Annotated in this window: 17 protein-coding genes; 4 read left to right on the forward strand and 13 right to left on the reverse strand. The window is 45.1% G+C overall.

Annotated features, from left to right (window positions below; translation table 11 throughout):
• Positions 1-326 precede the first annotated feature (326 nt).
• A complete protein-coding gene (locus NWE73_RS12820; RefSeq protein WP_277578732.1) occupies positions 327-878 on the forward strand; it encodes a superoxide dismutase family protein in 552 nt (183 codons plus the stop codon).
• Positions 879-956: 78 nt separating this feature from the next.
• Here NWE73_RS12820 and NWE73_RS12825 read toward each other — a convergent pair whose 3' ends face one another.
• Genes NWE73_RS12825 through NWE73_RS12835 form a run of 3 tightly spaced genes read right to left on the reverse strand, consistent with a single transcriptional unit; the run spans position 957 to position 3,242 of the window.
• Entirely contained in the window at positions 957-1,940 is a 984-nt protein-coding gene (locus NWE73_RS12825; RefSeq protein ID WP_277578733.1) for a fumarylacetoacetate hydrolase family protein, read from the reverse strand.
• Between the two features lie 12 nt (positions 1,941-1,952).
• Positions 1,953-2,525 (reverse strand): outer membrane beta-barrel protein, encoded by a 573-nt coding sequence (locus tag NWE73_RS12830; RefSeq protein WP_277578734.1) that lies wholly within the window; start codon positions 2,523-2,525, stop codon positions 1,953-1,955.
• A 39-nt stretch (positions 2,526-2,564) separates the two neighbouring features.
• Positions 2,565-3,242, reverse strand: a complete 678-nt coding sequence (locus NWE73_RS12835) for an LTA synthase family protein (RefSeq protein ID WP_277578735.1) — start codon at positions 3,240-3,242, stop codon at positions 2,565-2,567.
• 110 nt (positions 3,243-3,352) lie between these two features.
• Here NWE73_RS12835 and maiA point away from each other — a divergent pair, with 110 nt between their 5' ends.
• Positions 3,353-4,015: a maleylacetoacetate isomerase gene (gene maiA, locus NWE73_RS12840; protein WP_277578736.1), complete on the forward strand. Its 663-nt coding sequence runs from the start codon at positions 3,353-3,355 to the stop codon at positions 4,013-4,015.
• Between the two features lie 147 nt (positions 4,016-4,162).
• Here the strand turns inward: maiA and cyoE are convergent, their stop codons facing one another.
• From cyoE to fabG, 10 genes are all read right to left on the reverse strand, one after another.
• Entirely contained in the window at positions 4,163-5,041 is an 879-nt protein-coding gene (gene cyoE / locus NWE73_RS12845) for a heme o synthase (RefSeq protein WP_277578737.1), read from the reverse strand.
• Between the two features lie 4 nt (positions 5,042-5,045).
• Positions 5,046-5,387 carry a cytochrome C oxidase subunit IV family protein gene (locus NWE73_RS12850; RefSeq protein ID WP_277578738.1) on the reverse strand — a complete coding sequence of 114 codons (342 nt, stop codon included), beginning with the start codon at positions 5,385-5,387 and terminating at the stop codon, positions 5,046-5,048.
• A 2-nt stretch (positions 5,388-5,389) separates the two neighbouring features.
• Positions 5,390-6,055 (reverse strand): cytochrome c oxidase subunit 3 family protein, encoded by a 666-nt coding sequence (locus NWE73_RS12855; RefSeq protein ID WP_277578739.1) that lies wholly within the window; start codon positions 6,053-6,055, stop codon positions 5,390-5,392.
• Positions 6,042-7,649 carry a cytochrome c oxidase subunit I gene (gene ctaD / locus NWE73_RS12860; RefSeq protein ID WP_277578740.1) on the reverse strand — a complete coding sequence of 536 codons (1,608 nt, stop codon included), beginning with the start codon at positions 7,647-7,649 and terminating at the stop codon, positions 6,042-6,044. Before ctaD ends, NWE73_RS12855 begins: the two co-directional genes overlap by 14 nt.
• 12 nt (positions 7,650-7,661) lie before the next feature.
• The gene (coxB, locus tag NWE73_RS12865; protein WP_277578741.1) at positions 7,662-8,624 is read right to left on the reverse strand and encodes a cytochrome c oxidase subunit II; all 963 of its coding nucleotides are present in this window, start codon (positions 8,622-8,624) and stop codon (positions 7,662-7,664) included.
• A gap of 6 nt (positions 8,625-8,630) precedes the next feature.
• Entirely contained in the window at positions 8,631-9,542 is a 912-nt protein-coding gene (locus tag NWE73_RS12870) for an SCO family protein (RefSeq protein ID WP_277578742.1), read from the reverse strand.
• 14 nt (positions 9,543-9,556) lie between these two features.
• Positions 9,557-10,090 (reverse strand): c-type cytochrome, encoded by a 534-nt coding sequence (locus NWE73_RS12875; RefSeq protein WP_277578743.1) that lies wholly within the window; start codon positions 10,088-10,090, stop codon positions 9,557-9,559.
• Between the two features lie 176 nt (positions 10,091-10,266).
• The gene (locus NWE73_RS12880; protein ID WP_277578744.1) at positions 10,267-11,043 is read right to left on the reverse strand and encodes an alpha/beta fold hydrolase; all 777 of its coding nucleotides are present in this window, start codon (positions 11,041-11,043) and stop codon (positions 10,267-10,269) included.
• Positions 11,043-12,032 (reverse strand): alpha/beta hydrolase, encoded by a 990-nt coding sequence (locus tag NWE73_RS12885; protein ID WP_277578745.1) that lies wholly within the window; start codon positions 12,030-12,032, stop codon positions 11,043-11,045. Before NWE73_RS12885 ends, NWE73_RS12880 begins: the two co-directional genes overlap by 1 nt.
• Positions 12,033-12,108: 76 nt before the next feature.
• Positions 12,109-12,858, reverse strand: coding sequence for a 3-oxoacyl-ACP reductase FabG (fabG, locus tag NWE73_RS12890; RefSeq protein WP_277578746.1), 750 nt, complete (start codon positions 12,856-12,858; stop codon positions 12,109-12,111).
• Positions 12,859-13,005: 147 nt separating this feature from the next.
• Here fabG and NWE73_RS12895 point away from each other — a divergent pair, with 147 nt between their 5' ends.
• Both NWE73_RS12895 and NWE73_RS12900 read left to right on the forward strand, forming a co-directional pair.
• Complete coding sequence (locus NWE73_RS12895) at positions 13,006-14,004, forward strand: ketoacyl-ACP synthase III (protein WP_277578747.1); 999 nt, start codon at positions 13,006-13,008, stop codon at positions 14,002-14,004.
• Positions 13,994-15,496 (forward strand): class I adenylate-forming enzyme family protein, encoded by a 1,503-nt coding sequence (locus NWE73_RS12900; protein WP_277578748.1) that lies wholly within the window; start codon positions 13,994-13,996, stop codon positions 15,494-15,496. The genes NWE73_RS12895 and NWE73_RS12900 overlap by 11 nt, the downstream gene beginning before the upstream one ends.
• Positions 15,497-15,599: the final 103 nt, after the last annotated feature.

The following is a 15,599-nucleotide window of genomic DNA, read 5'->3' on the forward strand; positions in this document are numbered from 1 at the left end:
TCGCCTTAATGCTCAATAACACGAGTCTAATAATCAAAATCTATAGCTCTGTTCGATATTATCAATTGGCTCTTATACTTTGGCTGATGAGATACTAGACACTACAAGGGAGGTGATATGACAACACTCACCACAAGACCTACTCTTTTCACAAAAGTCAGAATGGGACGCGCTGTACTTTGGTTCTATTTCATTACACTATTGTCAGTCGAGATTCTCCGCAATATTTCAAATCAGTAGTGACATTCCTGTTTAGACTTGTAAGATATTTTTCATGAAACAATCATAATTGCTCTGACCAAGTCGGAGTAACAACAGGAGATGACATGAAAAAAATCGCTACTGCAGTTCTTATGACTCTTGCTCTTGGAGCCTGTGCTCAAAAACCGGTTGAAACCGCACAACCTACTCCTCCACCACCTCCACCAGCACCTACAAAAGCACAAGCAGTGTTGAAAGCAGCTAAAGGTACAAAACAAAAAGGCATGATCCACTTCACCGACGAAGGTGCCGGAAAAATGAAACTTGATGTGATGCTGGAAGGGCTTAAACCTGGTCCTCATGGATTTCATATCCACGAAGTAGGTGATTGCTCTGGGAAGGATTTCGCTTCTGCAGGTGGCCACTTCAACCCATCTCAAATGAAACACGGATCTCCAGGTCACGAAAGTCACGCTGGCGATATGGGCAATGTGACTGCTGACAGAAAAGGTAAAGTGAATACGTCAATCACAATTGAAGGCGTTGATTTGGGTGCGGGCCCTCATGGCATCGTAGGCAAGTCAGTTGTTGTTCACCAAGGTAAAGATGATTTGAAATCTCAACCTGCAGGAAATTCAGGCCCACGCATCTTGTGTGGTGTTATCGAAGCTCTTTAATTTTTCAAAAATCTTAGAGTAAAAAAAGAGAAGGCATCGTGCCTTCTCTTTTTTTATTTCAAATCTGGTCGAACAGCTCTATTGAACTGATTTTACTTTTTGCATGATACGGCCGAAAACATTTTCGCCTTTTTCATTGAACATCTTCATTTCCACCGTGTCGCCGGCCTTCATGAATGGCGTTTTAGCAGCACCGGTTTCAATAGTTTCAATCATTCGAACTTCCGCCAGACAGCTAGAACCCATGGCATGATCTTCATTCGAAACAGTTCCGCTGCCAATCAACGACCCTGCTGCCAGGTTGCGAGTCTTCGCTGCATGCGAAATCAATTGGCCGAAATGAAAGTGCATCGCCCCCGCATTCGCTTTACCGAAGAAATTCCCGTTATAAGAAACCTGTAAAGGCAACTGAACGCGGCCGTCTTTAAACGAAGAACCCAATTCATCCGCCGTCACCGCAAATGGTGAAAGGGCCGAAGCCGGTTTACTTTGGAAGAATCCAAAACCACCCGCAAGCTCCTCAGGAATAAGTCCACGCAACGAAACGTCATTGATCAAAACAAATAGCTTAATATGTTTTAAAGCCTGTTCCGGAGTTACACCCATAGGAACGAAGTCAGTGATCACACCCACTTCTCCTTCGAAGTCGGTGCCATGTGCTGGATCTCTTTGTGGAATATCTTCGGTAGGAGCCAAGAATTGACCACACTCCCCTTGATACATCAAAGGAACTGTCGTCAAAGTCTCAGGAAGTGCCGCTTTACGAGCCATGCGCACAAGCTTAATGTGATAAATGAAAGCAGAACCATCAGCAAATAACCAAGTTCTTGGCAATGCGGAATGGAACTCTTCTTCTTTCACGGCGAAAGCACCCGAAGCTTTTCCTTCATTCAGCTCATTATAAACTTTTTGAAGGGCCGATTCCTTCTCGCCCCATTTTTCCATGGCCTCGCGAAGATTTGCGGAAATTTGCGGAACCTTCACTGCTGTTTTCAAATCACGGCTAACTACACACAATTCACCGTCAAGGCTGACGTTTGATTTCAAAGATCCTAATTTCACGAAAAATCCTAATTAAAAAGTGATCAACAAGTTTGCGCCAACAGCACGGTAGTTTTTCAAATTGTCTGGTGGAGATTTCGCCACGGTATCACCATAGCTTTCAAAATAAATGGTCGCCCCAAGTTGTGGAGCAAATTTAAAGCTCGCACCAAAGATAAATGGCAAAATCGGAGTCTTCACATCGGTCACTACGCAGTTGGGAGCATCACAAGATTTATCCAAGTTCATCCCCAGGGAAACGCCCCCGAAAATTCCAGCATAATCTTCAAACTTATACATGACTGCCACTGGGACATCGAGATAGTTCATCGATACTTTATTATCAACAGTGCTTCCGCCGGTTTTTACAACCAAAGGGCGTTGAGTATAGAGCATCCCGGAGCGGATATACCAACCACCAGAAATAGGATAATGAACAATACCACCGAATTGAATTGCCGTTTTTGATGTTGTTGTTGAACCCGTTCCATCGGCGTCCCCGGATTGCGAGCGCACACCCACTTCGAGTCCATAGTCAGCATCCGCAAGCGCCGCTGAAGAGATAAGTCCAAAGGTCAACAAAACTGATAAAGCCAGCTTTTTCATTAAACGTCCTCCTAAGGGATCAGTCTTTCATATTTTTTATTATTTATCAAAACACCATACGGCATTCAGAGCCATTTCGTTCAGCTCTTTGCTATTTGATACTTCGCTGTGTTCCAACGCGAGGTGATGAGGCATCACAGATCCGCGGGCAGCCAGGACTATCAAAATTAATGGAATCAGAATCCTCAATAGCACCTCACCGCGACGGGCGGGATGCGGTGAATACTCATCTTTCCACTCCCCAAACTTCAAAGACTTGATCAACATGTGACCAAGCACAAGAAGAACGATGGAAATGACCGTGAAAACAATCCATTGATTGATTGGCAATGTTTGAGCCTGTTCAAAAGTAACCTCAGGTGACCAACCTGAATACTCAGCAAAGCGCATGCGCTTTCCATGGTGGGCAAAAAAGAAAAAGTCGACAAAGGTCAAAGAGCAAATCGCAATCCAAGCAAGGCCAAAATAAGTTTTATAGACGAAGAAGAAATTCGGCGGCCACTTTTCCAAAGTAGCCTGCAGCAACACCAAAAAATAGATCGGAATAAAAAGGAAGCCAAAGACCAGAATATCAAAACGAAGACCCGCGATAAACGACTGCATGATCTCGCCCGGATTCAACTCCGGAAGAACATAATAAACATTCAGGAAAAATAAATTCATGCGGAATAACGTCATGAAAAAGATCATGGCAATAGACAGCTTTAATAATTTCACAAAGACTTTACTGGAAAAGCGCAGTGAAAAGATAAATCTACTAGGCATAGAAAAGTCCTTTGACTGGAAAATGAAACAAGAATGAAATGGCTCTCAACAGGAGTAAGTATATGGCCTCAATGGTACTTTACAACTATTTTCGAAGTTCCACTTCCTTCCGCGTTCGCGCAGCTTTACACATCAAAGGTTTGGACTTCGAATACAAACCCATCAATTTGTTAAAGGGCGAACAACACTCTCCAGAGTATCGCAAACTCAATCCTTTGGGCGGCCTTCCAACACTCGTTCACAATGGCAAAGTAATGCCCGACTCCGCTGCGATCTTGGAATACCTTGAAGAAATCGCACCGGCTCCATCGCTCTTTCCCGCAGATCCATATCTAAAGGCCCGCATACGCCAGGTTTGTGAAATCGTAAATTCCTCAATGCATCCGTATGGGAATCTAAAGATCACCCAATACTTGGGCGAAACTTTGGGCTTCACCCAAGAACAAAAAGACCAATGGGTGCAAAAATGGGTAACTCAAGGACTGGAAGCCCTGGAAAAAACTCTCCCTGAATTCTCAGGCACATACTGCTTCGGCGACAAAATCACCATGGCCGATCTCTATGTCTACCCACAAGTCATCACTTGCCAACGCTTCCACGTAGATCTCTCAAAATACCCAACAGTCATGAAAATCTACGAAAACTGCCACAAAAACGAATTCTTCCAAAAGGCCCACTTCAGCCGCCAAATAGACACCCCCGAAGAGTTAAGAGCAAAGAACTGATTTTGGTTTGATGCGGGGATTTGGTGAGGAATTTACTCCGGCGGAGCCGGAGTGTAGACCGTCGCGAAACGCAGGCGTGGCAGCGCCACGTCGGAGAGAAGGAAAAAGGCCGACAACGCAGTCAGCGGGGCCTTTTTCATCGCCCGACTAGTTGGAAGATATGAAGAGGAAGTTCCATTTGTCGATCACTGGGATGACAATGAAGATAAGCATGCTGACATTAAGCCACATGAAGAAAGCCAAAAAGCGCTCTGTGCCCTTTGATTTATTGTAGCGATACAGTTCTTGAAGAACTTTGAAAACGAAAGGCATCGTAAGCAATACGTACAACCAACTTGCATGAACGAAGAGTGGAGCTGCTAAAGCAACACCGACATAAGCAAATGTGTACATGGCAATTTGATACAAAGTTTTGTCGATACCCTTAGCCACTGGCAAAACCGGAATTCCACCTGCTGCGTAGTCATCCTTATAGCGAATAGCCAAAACCCAGAAGTGTGGCATCTGCCACAAGAACATAATCAAGAATAAGTACAACGATTCTGAGTTGAAGATGTCTGGGTTAGCGGCTGCATAACCAATTGTTACCGGTAATGCTCCAGGAAATGCACCCGGAACTGCACCGTAGGCCCACTGTCTTTTAAGATAAAGAGTGTATGGACCGTTGTAGAACAACACACAAACAAGTCCTACCCACCCAGCTACCGGTTCGATAGTAAACAGCAACTGAAGACCCACAACGATAAAAGCGACGGATAAAATTCCAGCAGCGGCAGGCTTGATTTTGCCAGATGGAATCGGACGTTTCGCAGTTCTTGGCATTTTCAAATCGATCTTCCAGTCTTGAACTTGGTTCAAGGCCAATGAACCCGAGCTTAGGAAATAAATCCCAAGCAATGTTTCAAGAAAGATTTTCCAGTCAAAGGAATGCTCGATTTGAAAACCGGTGGCATAGCCGGCCAATCCCGCAAGGACTGAGAAAACGACTATGCCAAACTTAGTAAGATCCGCGAATAGCTTTAACACGATCTTAAAGTGGACTTGTCTCTACAACGCGAGTCGCAATATCGATCACGCTAAAGAGCAAAAGAACTACCAGGAAGAAGAAACCAGAAGCAAAAATCGCACGGTTCATGTTGTTGTCGTCCTTCAAATGCATGAAGTACAACAAAACCAGAGTCGCTTTTACTGCCGCGATCCCGAATGCGATTGGACCAGCAAAGGCACCCAATTGAACGTGGAAGTGATGTGCAACCACTGTCAAAATCGTCAACGCAAACAATGCTGCTGCAACTTTCAAGTACATTGAAGTTGGAGAGATATGTGGATGAAGAACGTTTGGATCGTGTTTGTGTTCGTTATTGCTTGCCATGATTAACCCACCAAATAAAGAAGAGGGAATAGGAAGATCCAGATCAAGTCGACGATATGCCAGAAGATACCAACACCCTCAACTGGGATCCAGTATTGAGAGTGGAAATCTCCGCGAATCGTTCTGATCAACAACCAAGCGATCAAGCCCATACCGATCAACACGTGAAGACCATGAAGACCCGTCATGCAGAAGTAGAAACCGAAGTACATACCAAGGTTTGCGTGCTCTGCGCCGGTCTTAGCAAGATCCAAGTAACGACCAGGATAGAAACCCAAATGGAATTTATGAGTCCATTCGAAGTATTTGATCACCATGAAGATCGCACCACAAAGAATCGTCGTCGCTAAAGCGATCGCCGCTTGCTTTGTTTTATTACGCTGAATCAACTGGATTGAAATCGCCATTGTGAAAGAAGAGAAGATCAACACAAGCGTATTGATGAAACCCAATTTCCAATCAAGCTCTTTCGCGCCTTCAGCAAACATCGCAGGATAAAGAACGTGGAAGATTCCATAACCAACCAAGATAGCCCCGAACATCAGGATCTCAGTTACCATGAACAACCAAATACCTTGCTTACCGCTATCATACTCTTGTGTCGCATCTTTAAAGTGATGAGACACGTGAGCAGTGTGAGTTCCGCCGTGTGTATTATCTGTACTCATAAGGCCCCGCAGTTACTACTGGTTCAACGTCAAAGTTAAAGTGAGGAGGTGGAGAAGATGTCTGCCATTCCAAAGTTTTAGCTCCCCAAGGATTCATCGGAGCTTTTTCACCTTTTCTGATACCTTGAACGATCGTGTATAGACCAATCAAGAAACCAGTAAGGATCAACCAAGAACCTACAGTCGAAATCTTATTCAAGTTTTCGTAAGCTGGGATGTAGTCGAAATAACGACGTGGCATACCCATCGCGCCCAATACGAATTGAGGGAAGAACGTCACGTTGAAACCGATGAAGATGAACACGAAAGACAAGCGAGCCAAAGACTCGTTGAACATCTTTCCGAACATTTTCGGGAACCAGTAATAGAAGCCACCCATCAAAGCCATCAAAGTACCGCCCACCATCACGTAATGGAAATGCGCTACCACGAAGTAAGTGTCATGGAAATGAACGTCGATTGGAAGAACAGCAAGCATGATACCAGTCACACCACCGATCGCGAACAAGAACAAGAAACCTAGAGCGTACAACATCGGAGATTCAAAGCTGATAGAACCTTTGTACAAAGTCGCTACCCAGTTGAACATCTTGATCGCTGTTGGAACACCCACAAGCATCGTGATGAATGAGAAGATGATACCTGCCGTAGCTGATTGACCAGATACGAACATGTGATGTCCCCAAACGAAGAACGATACCGCTGCGATACCCAAAGAAGAGTATGCAATTGCAGTGTAACCGAAGATCACTTTACGAGAGAACGTCGAAATCAACTCAGACACGATACCCATCGCTGGAAGGATCATGATGTAAACCGCTGGATGCGAGTAGAACCAGAAGAAATGTTGGAACAGAACCGGGTCTCCGCCAAGTGCTGGATCGAAGATACCCACACCGAAGATTTTCTCAGCGGCAAGCAACAACAAAGTGATCGCCAAAACTGGCGTCGCTAGCATTTGCAAAATCGCTGTAGAGTAAAGAGCCCAAACAAACAAAGGCATTCTGTGCATTGTCATGCCAGGCGCTCTCAATTTGTGAACTGTTACGATGAAGTTCAAACCCGTCAATACTGAAGACATCCCCATGATGAAGGCTCCAAGAACCATCAAAACAGTCGCTGTTCCAGTACGGATAGAATAAGGAGTGTAGAACGTCCAACCCGTATCAATTTTGTGAGTGAAAAAAGTTGCAATCGCCAAAGCCGCACCTGCCATAAAGCAGTACCAGCTCAAAAGATTGATCTTAGGGAAAGCCACGTCCTTCGCACCCAAATGGATCGGAAGGAAGAAGTTACCCAAGATTGCCGGAATACCAGGAACGATAACCATGAAGACCATGATCGCACCGTGATAAGTCAGCACTTGATTATAGATGTCACCGTTCTTCAAAACTTGTCCCACACCCTGAACCGTGTTTGGCGCAAAAAGCTCCAAACGAAGGAGGAGGGCCATGATCCCGCCGATGAAGAAGAATGTCATAACAGTGATCATGTACATAAGACCGATACGTTTATGGTCAACAGTCGTTAACCAAGACCAGAGGCCTTTTTCATGATTCAAATAGTTTTCGCCGTGAGCTGATGTATTTCCCATGAGCTGCACTCCTTATTTTCCGCTCAAGCTTTTAACGTACTCGACAAGTGCGTTAAGCTCGTTCTCGTTAATTTGACCTTGGAACGTTGGCATCACCCCGTGAGGGAAGCCTTTTACGATCTTAGCATTCGGCTGAAGAATGGACTCACGGATGTAGTTTTCATCAGCCGCAACTTTTGAACCATCTTCCAACACCACTTCATGCCCAAATACTTGGAACAATGATGGACCTACTTTAACCGCTGGATTGTCGACAGAGTGGCAAGATGCGCAGGCTTTCAAAGCAAAAAGCTTTTCACCACGTTTAGCCAAAGGAAGTTGTCCTTCTTCTTGTCCTTCTTCTAGGTACTTGTTGAACTCATCTTGAGTTACAACACGCAACTTACCGATCATTCCTGAATGTGAAGTTCCGCAATATTCAGCACAGAAGATATGGAACTCACCCAACTTCGTAGCTTTAAACCACAAGGCTGTGTAACGACCTGGCACCGCATCTTGTTTAATACGGAAGCTTGGAACGAAGAATGAGTGGATCACATCTTGAGACGTCAAAAGAAGTTTCACGTCCGTATTGATTGGCACAACAACTTCATTAACTGCTTTGAAACCGTTTTTGTATTCGATTTCCCAAGCCCATTGTTTACCAAGGACATTAATCTCAAGAGCATCTTTCGGCATAGTTCTCATGCCGTGGTAAATGTACCAACCCCAAGCAAATACACCGAGGAAGATTACAAGTGGAATGAATGACCACAAGAACTCCAAAGCTGTGCTGTGAGAAATGTATGCTGTTTTATCGTTTGCAGATTTACGCTTATATTTATAAGCGAAATAAATCATACCGCCGATAACGAGCAAGCAGGCGATGAAACTTGTAATCAGCAAGAAACCATAAAGATTGTCCACCTGCTTGGCAATCTCGGTCCCTTCTGTTGGCATGAAGGATTGGGCCTTCGCTAAATTAAACCACATCATGTACCTTTATCTCCCCGCCGATTTGTTCTTCGCTCTGCGCGAGCGGATATAAACTGGCAATAACCATAAAACCATCAACAGAACCATCAATGCTCCGCCCATTTTCATTACCTGAACTGCGGCGAGCACAAATTTGCTCTGATGTGGGTCATACTTAAAACAATAGAGCACTAAACTGTCGACGAAGGTTCCGATTTTCCCTTCCGTCGCTTCATTCAATGCGATTTTGATATCCTGAGGTTGAAACATGATCCCAGGAAGGTAACGCGAGATTGTGCCATCAGGAGAAATCACGACCGCCGCCGAAGCGTGGGCCCATTCCTTTTGAGCTTCATCCCATCTGAATTTGAATCCAAGTTCTGAAGTGATCGTCTTCACAGAGGCTTCATCGCCAGTGAGGAAATGCCAAGATTTATCAGCATCTGGGCGATCATAAAGCTTCATGTAAGTTTCTTTTTTCTTAGCAGCAAGATCTGAAGTTTCTTTTGAATCGAAACTCACAGACAAGATTTTGTACTTCTTGCCGACACTCCAGTCTTTATCCATAAGCTTAAGAGCATCAGTCAAACCGTTGAGATGGAAGTTGCAAAGACCTGGGCAAGCAAAATACACAGGTGAAATAATCACCGGGTGTTTGCCATCAAAGTAAGAACCCAAAGTGACTTCTTTGCCGTACTCATCTTTAAAAGTTGTATTCAGATTGATTTTTTTACCGAGCTTTTCATCGATTCCGATGTCTTTAAGCTCTGGCGCCTTATCACCGGCAGCCATGCCCGCTTCGGGGCCATTGTATGCTTGAGAAGCTGTTACCGAACACAGAACGAAAAAAACGGCTGCTATAACTACTCTGGCGAAGCCAGAGTGAGACAGAGCCGTTCCCTTTGTTTTTGTTTTCAAAACAAGCTTGATTTCAAACATTTCTAACTTCCTAATTACTGTGCAGTTTTCGCAAACTCAGCAACTTTAGCAGGATCGTCTTTTGATTTGTTATTCGTGATAGATTCGATGAACTGAAGAACGGCCCAACGATCAGCTGGCTTAAAGTGCGCATAAGCCGCCATAGAAGAACCAGCAATACCGTGTTGCAAAACTTTGAAATGGGCGATGATACCTTCGCCTTGAGTCCATTTACCTTCAACGAAGTTACGTGGCTTTGGATTCAAAGCCTGTCCCGCAGCTCCGTCGCCTTTTCCTTCATTACCGTGGCACATCGCACAGTTCGTCATGAAGACTTTTTTGCCGTAGGTAACCAATTCAGGAGAAGAAACCCAAGGTTCTTTCACTGTCGTGATGTCAAATGCAGGACCCGCATCAGCTTTGATTGTCGTAGGATCAACAACGTTTTCTCCTAGATCAACGCCCTTATTAACAACAACGATATAGAAGAAGAATGCAAATACGAAGACCATAGTAAAGCCAAACGCAAGCAATCCACCACGATTATAATGATCTCTATTTTCAGACATAGGCTGACACTCCCAAGGGGATGCAAAATAGTTTTGTCACAGTATTGTAATAATGTTCGATAAGTACCGGAAAACGCTAGGGACCGCAACAAATTACACCTCACCTCGACGAGATACTCTTATTGCGGCGCAAAATAATTTAAGATCAAACGACTCCGGTAAAGCCGGAGCCCGATTTAGAATAAGAAACTTTGAGTGATGCTTACGAACTTTTCCGGAGACTCCACGTTCGCGCAATGCCCCTGTCCTTCAATAATCTGAAATTTTCCTCGCGAAAAGAGCTTCGCCATGGCTTCAGAATCAGCCTTCGGCAAAAGTTGATCATGCTCCCCATGTAGAACCAAAACGTCATGAGAAACCGCACCCAATTCTTCACGAACATCAAGTCCATCAAGGGCTTCAAGGACCCAATGTCCCACCGATTTAACGGCATGGAAGGCGTCTTCAACGATAACGTTTTTAAAGAATTCCGCCTCTGCATTATTATTATGAATCGTAGAGCCAATCACGACAGCCGTCAGATTTTTATCAACCTTCATTTGTTCAAAAGCCGCAATCATAGATCTGTCGAAGGTCACTCCTTGCGCCCCCACGGGGTCCAGCAGAACCGCCTTTTTAAAAAGACTCGGCTCCTTGGCCAACATTAACGCCGCTATCAACCCCCCGGTGGAGTGTCCAACAACATGAACGGGACCGCGATTTAGCTTTTTAACCAAAGAAATAAAGTCCTTTGCAAAAGTGTGCATGTTCACTTCACTGGCATCCGCAGGAGCCGGTGACTTTCCGCATCCGCGAAACTCTGCAAAAATTAGCGCGCCTTTAAAGTTTTTGCCTTCCGCCTGTTTTTTCCAAACCTCTTGCGCCGGATACCACCAGCGATTTGAAGCAAGATTTCCGTGAACGAATAAAACATTTTCAGGCACTACGTTTTCGATGACTTCAAAATGAACCATTACTCCACCACCTTCAAAGTCGCACCGTTATCAACAGGGCACGCTTCCCCACGCAAAGGATATCCTTCAAAAGTTCGACCGCCAGAGATCGCCGGATCATTCATTAGAATTTTATAAACCCAGGCTGCAGCAAATTCAGGAACAGCCTCAACCATCTTATGCTCAGAACCGTTCACGAACAAACGACTCGCCCGAGAGGCCTGAGGAACTTTATTCCAGTACTCTTCAAGGACATTTGCCGGAATATACTGATCCTGACGAGCCACCATCAAATGCAAAGCACCTTGCGGGATTTTGTCGGCAACCACTTCTGAGTTGAAGTGACGGATTCCCTGCGCCATGCGAAAGACCGCCTCAAGTTTAAATGGATTTTCCAAAACGATCGGCTCTGCACTTGGATAAGTTGCGTAGACAATTTGATGAAGGAAGTAATCGTACAATTCATCATCAGAATATTTATTATACGGATACATTTGACGAGTCGCCCAGATCTGCGACCTGATCCAATTATCCTGGCCGTCCAAGGGACGAGTGAACGGTGACATCATGATCACCTTATTCACTTTATCCGGGTAAACTGCCGCAAAGCCCGCAGCCATACCGCCACCATAAGACAGTCCCGCTAAATTGTAAGGAGCTTTGATATTCATCACCTGAAGCAAAGCCTCCAGGTCTTTCACTTGATCCTGAATTGGAATGACAGAAAAAATCGGCGCATATTTTAAAAGCGTCTGCCCCATGCCGATCGGATCATAGCGAAGAACACCCACCCCTTTTTTAACCAGAGGTTCAACAAATTGATCCCATTGAAGAGTGCTGTAAGTAAGACCATTCAACAACACCACTGTCGGCATTCCTGCTTTTGGCGCTACGTAATCCACATACAAGCTGCGCTGTGGATTAATGGCAACGAAACCCTTCACAGAGTTCGTCGCCGCCGAAACGCTAAAAGAAACTAAAATCGCAAGAACGGAAACTAAAACCTTCATAAAAATCCCCTTTTAAGAAGAACTTCTGAGTTACAAGCCTTGGATGCTTCTTCTAGATGTGATCCCAAATAATCAATTAAAGAACAATTCCACCATCGACACTCAAAGTTGCGCCGTTGATATAGGAAGCCTGTTCGCTTGCCAAGAACAAAACTGCGTTAGCAATAACTTCAACTTCACCCAAACGAGCCACAGGCACTTTCGCAGCCATACTGTCGATAACTTCCTTCGGCATTGCCTTCGTCATCGCCGTTGCAATGAATCCTGGAGCAATAGCGTTCGCTGTAAAGCCTTTGCGACCCAACTCTTTACCCCAAGTTTTTGTCATACCGATAACACCGGATTTCGCCGCAGCATAATTTAGCTGACCGAAGTTTCCATACAAACCAACAACAGAGGAAATGCTAATGATACGCTTTTGATTTGATGCTGAATTAAATTTTTCTAACAAAGACTTCGTTACGTTGAATAGGCCAGTCAAATTTGTAGAGATAACAGCATCCCACTCATCCGCACCCATTTTGGCAAAAGATTTATCACGAGTGATACCAGCGTTATTCACAAGGATATCCACAGCCCATGGCAAAGAAGCTGCCGCTTTCGCAACTGAATCACGATCGCCAACATTGACTTGGGCAAAGTGAATTTGCGAAGCGTATTTTGCAAAAGCATCTTTCGCGGTTTGCAATGCTTGTTCAGAATAATCCCAAACAGAAACATTTCCGCCTGCTTCCAAAAAGCTAAGAGTGATTTGAAAACCGATACCAGAGGCTCCACCAGTAACGACTGCATTTTTATTTTTGAAATTAAAATTAATATTGTTCATGCACAATGTCGTACCCCAACTACACCCTTGCTCGTCAATGCAAATCGGACTTTTTCGCTCGGAGTATAGAGTGAAAGCACTATTTTTTAGTTCTTGCAAAAGACGCGAAAATATTTTGTAGATGGCAAATATCACGGAAGGAAATTTATGAGACGCGCAGTTATTGTTGGGACAGGAATGTACGCACCAGAGAAAGTGGTGACGAACCAATACTTCAATGATCTCTATAAAAAAGACATCGGAACTTTCTTAGAACAAAGCCGAAACATTAAAGAACGCAGATGGATGAGCCAAGATCAACGCACTTCAGATCTTATCATCCCCGCTGCCGAACAAGCTATGAAAACGGCAGGGATTACAGCTAAAGACCTCGATCTGATTGTTGTATCCACGGATACACCTGACTATCTTTCTCCTTCAACAGCCTCTGTTGTCGCCTACCGCATGGGGGCGGTAAATGCAGGAACCTACGACATCAATTCTGCATGTGCGGGCTTTGTCGTAGGTTGCGATATTGCAACGAAGTACATCGCGGCCGATGCAAAATATAAAAATATTTTGGTCGTTGGCGCATACGGCATGAGCAAATATCTGAATTTTGATGATTACAAAATTGCATCGTTGTTTGCCGACGGCGCGGGAGCCGTCGTAATTCAACCTTCCAAAGATAACTCCGGCTTCATCGACAGCCAAATGTACACGGATGGCCAATATCACGACTACATGGGTATCTATGCCGGCGGCACAGCCCAGCCTGTTTCTCACATGGTGGTCGAAAACAAACAACATCTGCTTGCCTTCCCTAAGCGCATTCCACCTGAAACCAATGGCATTCATTGGCCTCGTTTGACGAATGTCCTTTTGGATCGCCTCCAAAAGAAGGCCAGCGACATCAATCACTTCTTCATCACGCAGTTTAATGTTCAAAGCATCTACGAAACTCTTGATAAACTCGAGCTTCCTCGCGACCGCGCCCATTACATCATGGACCGCTTCGGCTATACAGGTTCTGCATCAATTGGTATGGCTCTGGCCGACGCCGCTCAACAGAAGAAAATGAAAAAAGGTGATTTGGTATTTATGTTGGGCTCTGGTGGTGGTATGTCCATGGCCGCGCTTGCATTGGAATGGGGCTATGACTGCTAGTATAGAACTTGATTGGCTAAAAAAATGGGATCTTTACTCTCCGAAGAATATCGCTATTAAAGATGGCGAGACCGGCCGTGAACTATCCTATGCTCAACTTTTTGAGATGGCCAATCGTGGCAGCCAATATTTGCGCGGAACTTTCGGTATCAGCAAAGGGGACCGCGTTGCGGTTCTTGCCACCAATGAACTTGAATATGTGATTTTGTTCTTTGCTCTGCAAAGGCTGGGCGCCATCATGGTTCCAGTGAATTTCCGCCTCACTCAGCGCGAGGTGGATCACATCATCACGGATTCCGCGCCCAAATTAGTGATTTGCCAAGAAGCTTTTATTGGCATTCTTGAAAAACTCCCAACTTCAGTTAAAGCGGAAAAGCTTCTTCTGCAAGGCCCGCACAGTTTTGCTGAAGAGATCCTGAAAGCCTCTGCCGAAGTTTATCCTTTTGTTCCTGAAGAGACAGATCCAGTGATGATTCTTTACACTTCAGGCACAACCGGATCTCCAAAAGGCGCCATTCTTACTCACAAGATGATCTTTTGGAATTCAATCAACACAACCTTCCGACTGAATATTTCACAGACGGATTGCACGGTCAGTTTCTTGCCCTTCTTCCACACTGGCGGATGGAACGTGCTAACAACGCCCTTCATCCACCGCGGCGCTAAAGTTGTGATTCTAAAGAAATTCGATGCCGAGCAGATTCTCTTGCTGTCTGAAAAAGAAAAAGCGACGATTCTTTTCGGCGTCCCTACAACGATGGATATGATGGTGCGCTCACCGCTCTTTGCGAAAAGCGATCTTTCAAGCATTCGCTACTCCATCGTTGGTGGTGAACCGATGCCCATCGAACTTATCAAAGTTTGGGACAAAAAAGGGATTCCGATTCGCCAAGGTTATGGCCTGACTGAATTTGGACCGAGTGTGTTTTCTTTGAATGAAGAAGATGCTCTTCGCAAAATTGGCTCCATCGGGTTTCCCAATTTTTATGTCGAGGCAAAGGTCGTCGACAATGAGGGTCACGAGTTGGGTGCGGATGAGATCGGCGAGCTGGTCTTAAAAGGACCTGCGTGCATGCAAGGCTATTGGCACAACGAGAAGGCGACCAAAGAGACCATCAAAGACGGCTGGCTCTACACGGGGGACCTCGTACGTCGTGACTCTGAAGGTTACTACTATGTTGTCGGTCGCAAAAAGGAAATGTTCATCTCCGGCGGAGAAAACGTTTATCCCGTAGAGCTTGAGCAAGTCCTGCGCGCCTGCCCTGGAGTTCTGGAAGTGGCGGTCATTGGTGTTCCCGATGAAAAATGGGGCGAAGTCGGCAAAGCCTTTATTGTCCGCCAGCACGAGTCTGTACTGACCCAACACCTGTTGGATCATTGCCTTCAGAACCTTGCGAAGTTCAAAATTCCAAAACACTTTATATTCCTCGATGCTCTTCCTAAGGGCGACAGCGGGAAAATCCTCAAACGCAAACTGCAGGAGCTTGCTTAGTTAGCAGCTGTCTCATTCCGAGAATTTCCATCTGAGATTAGGCCAAAGTCCGGGAGGCTTGTGAGTTTTTTTCGCATCAAGCCTCTCACCTGGTGTAAACTAA

The organism is Bdellovibrio svalbardensis (assembly GCF_029531655.1).
GTDB lineage: Bacteria > Bdellovibrionota > Bdellovibrionia > Bdellovibrionales > Bdellovibrionaceae > Bdellovibrio > Bdellovibrio svalbardensis.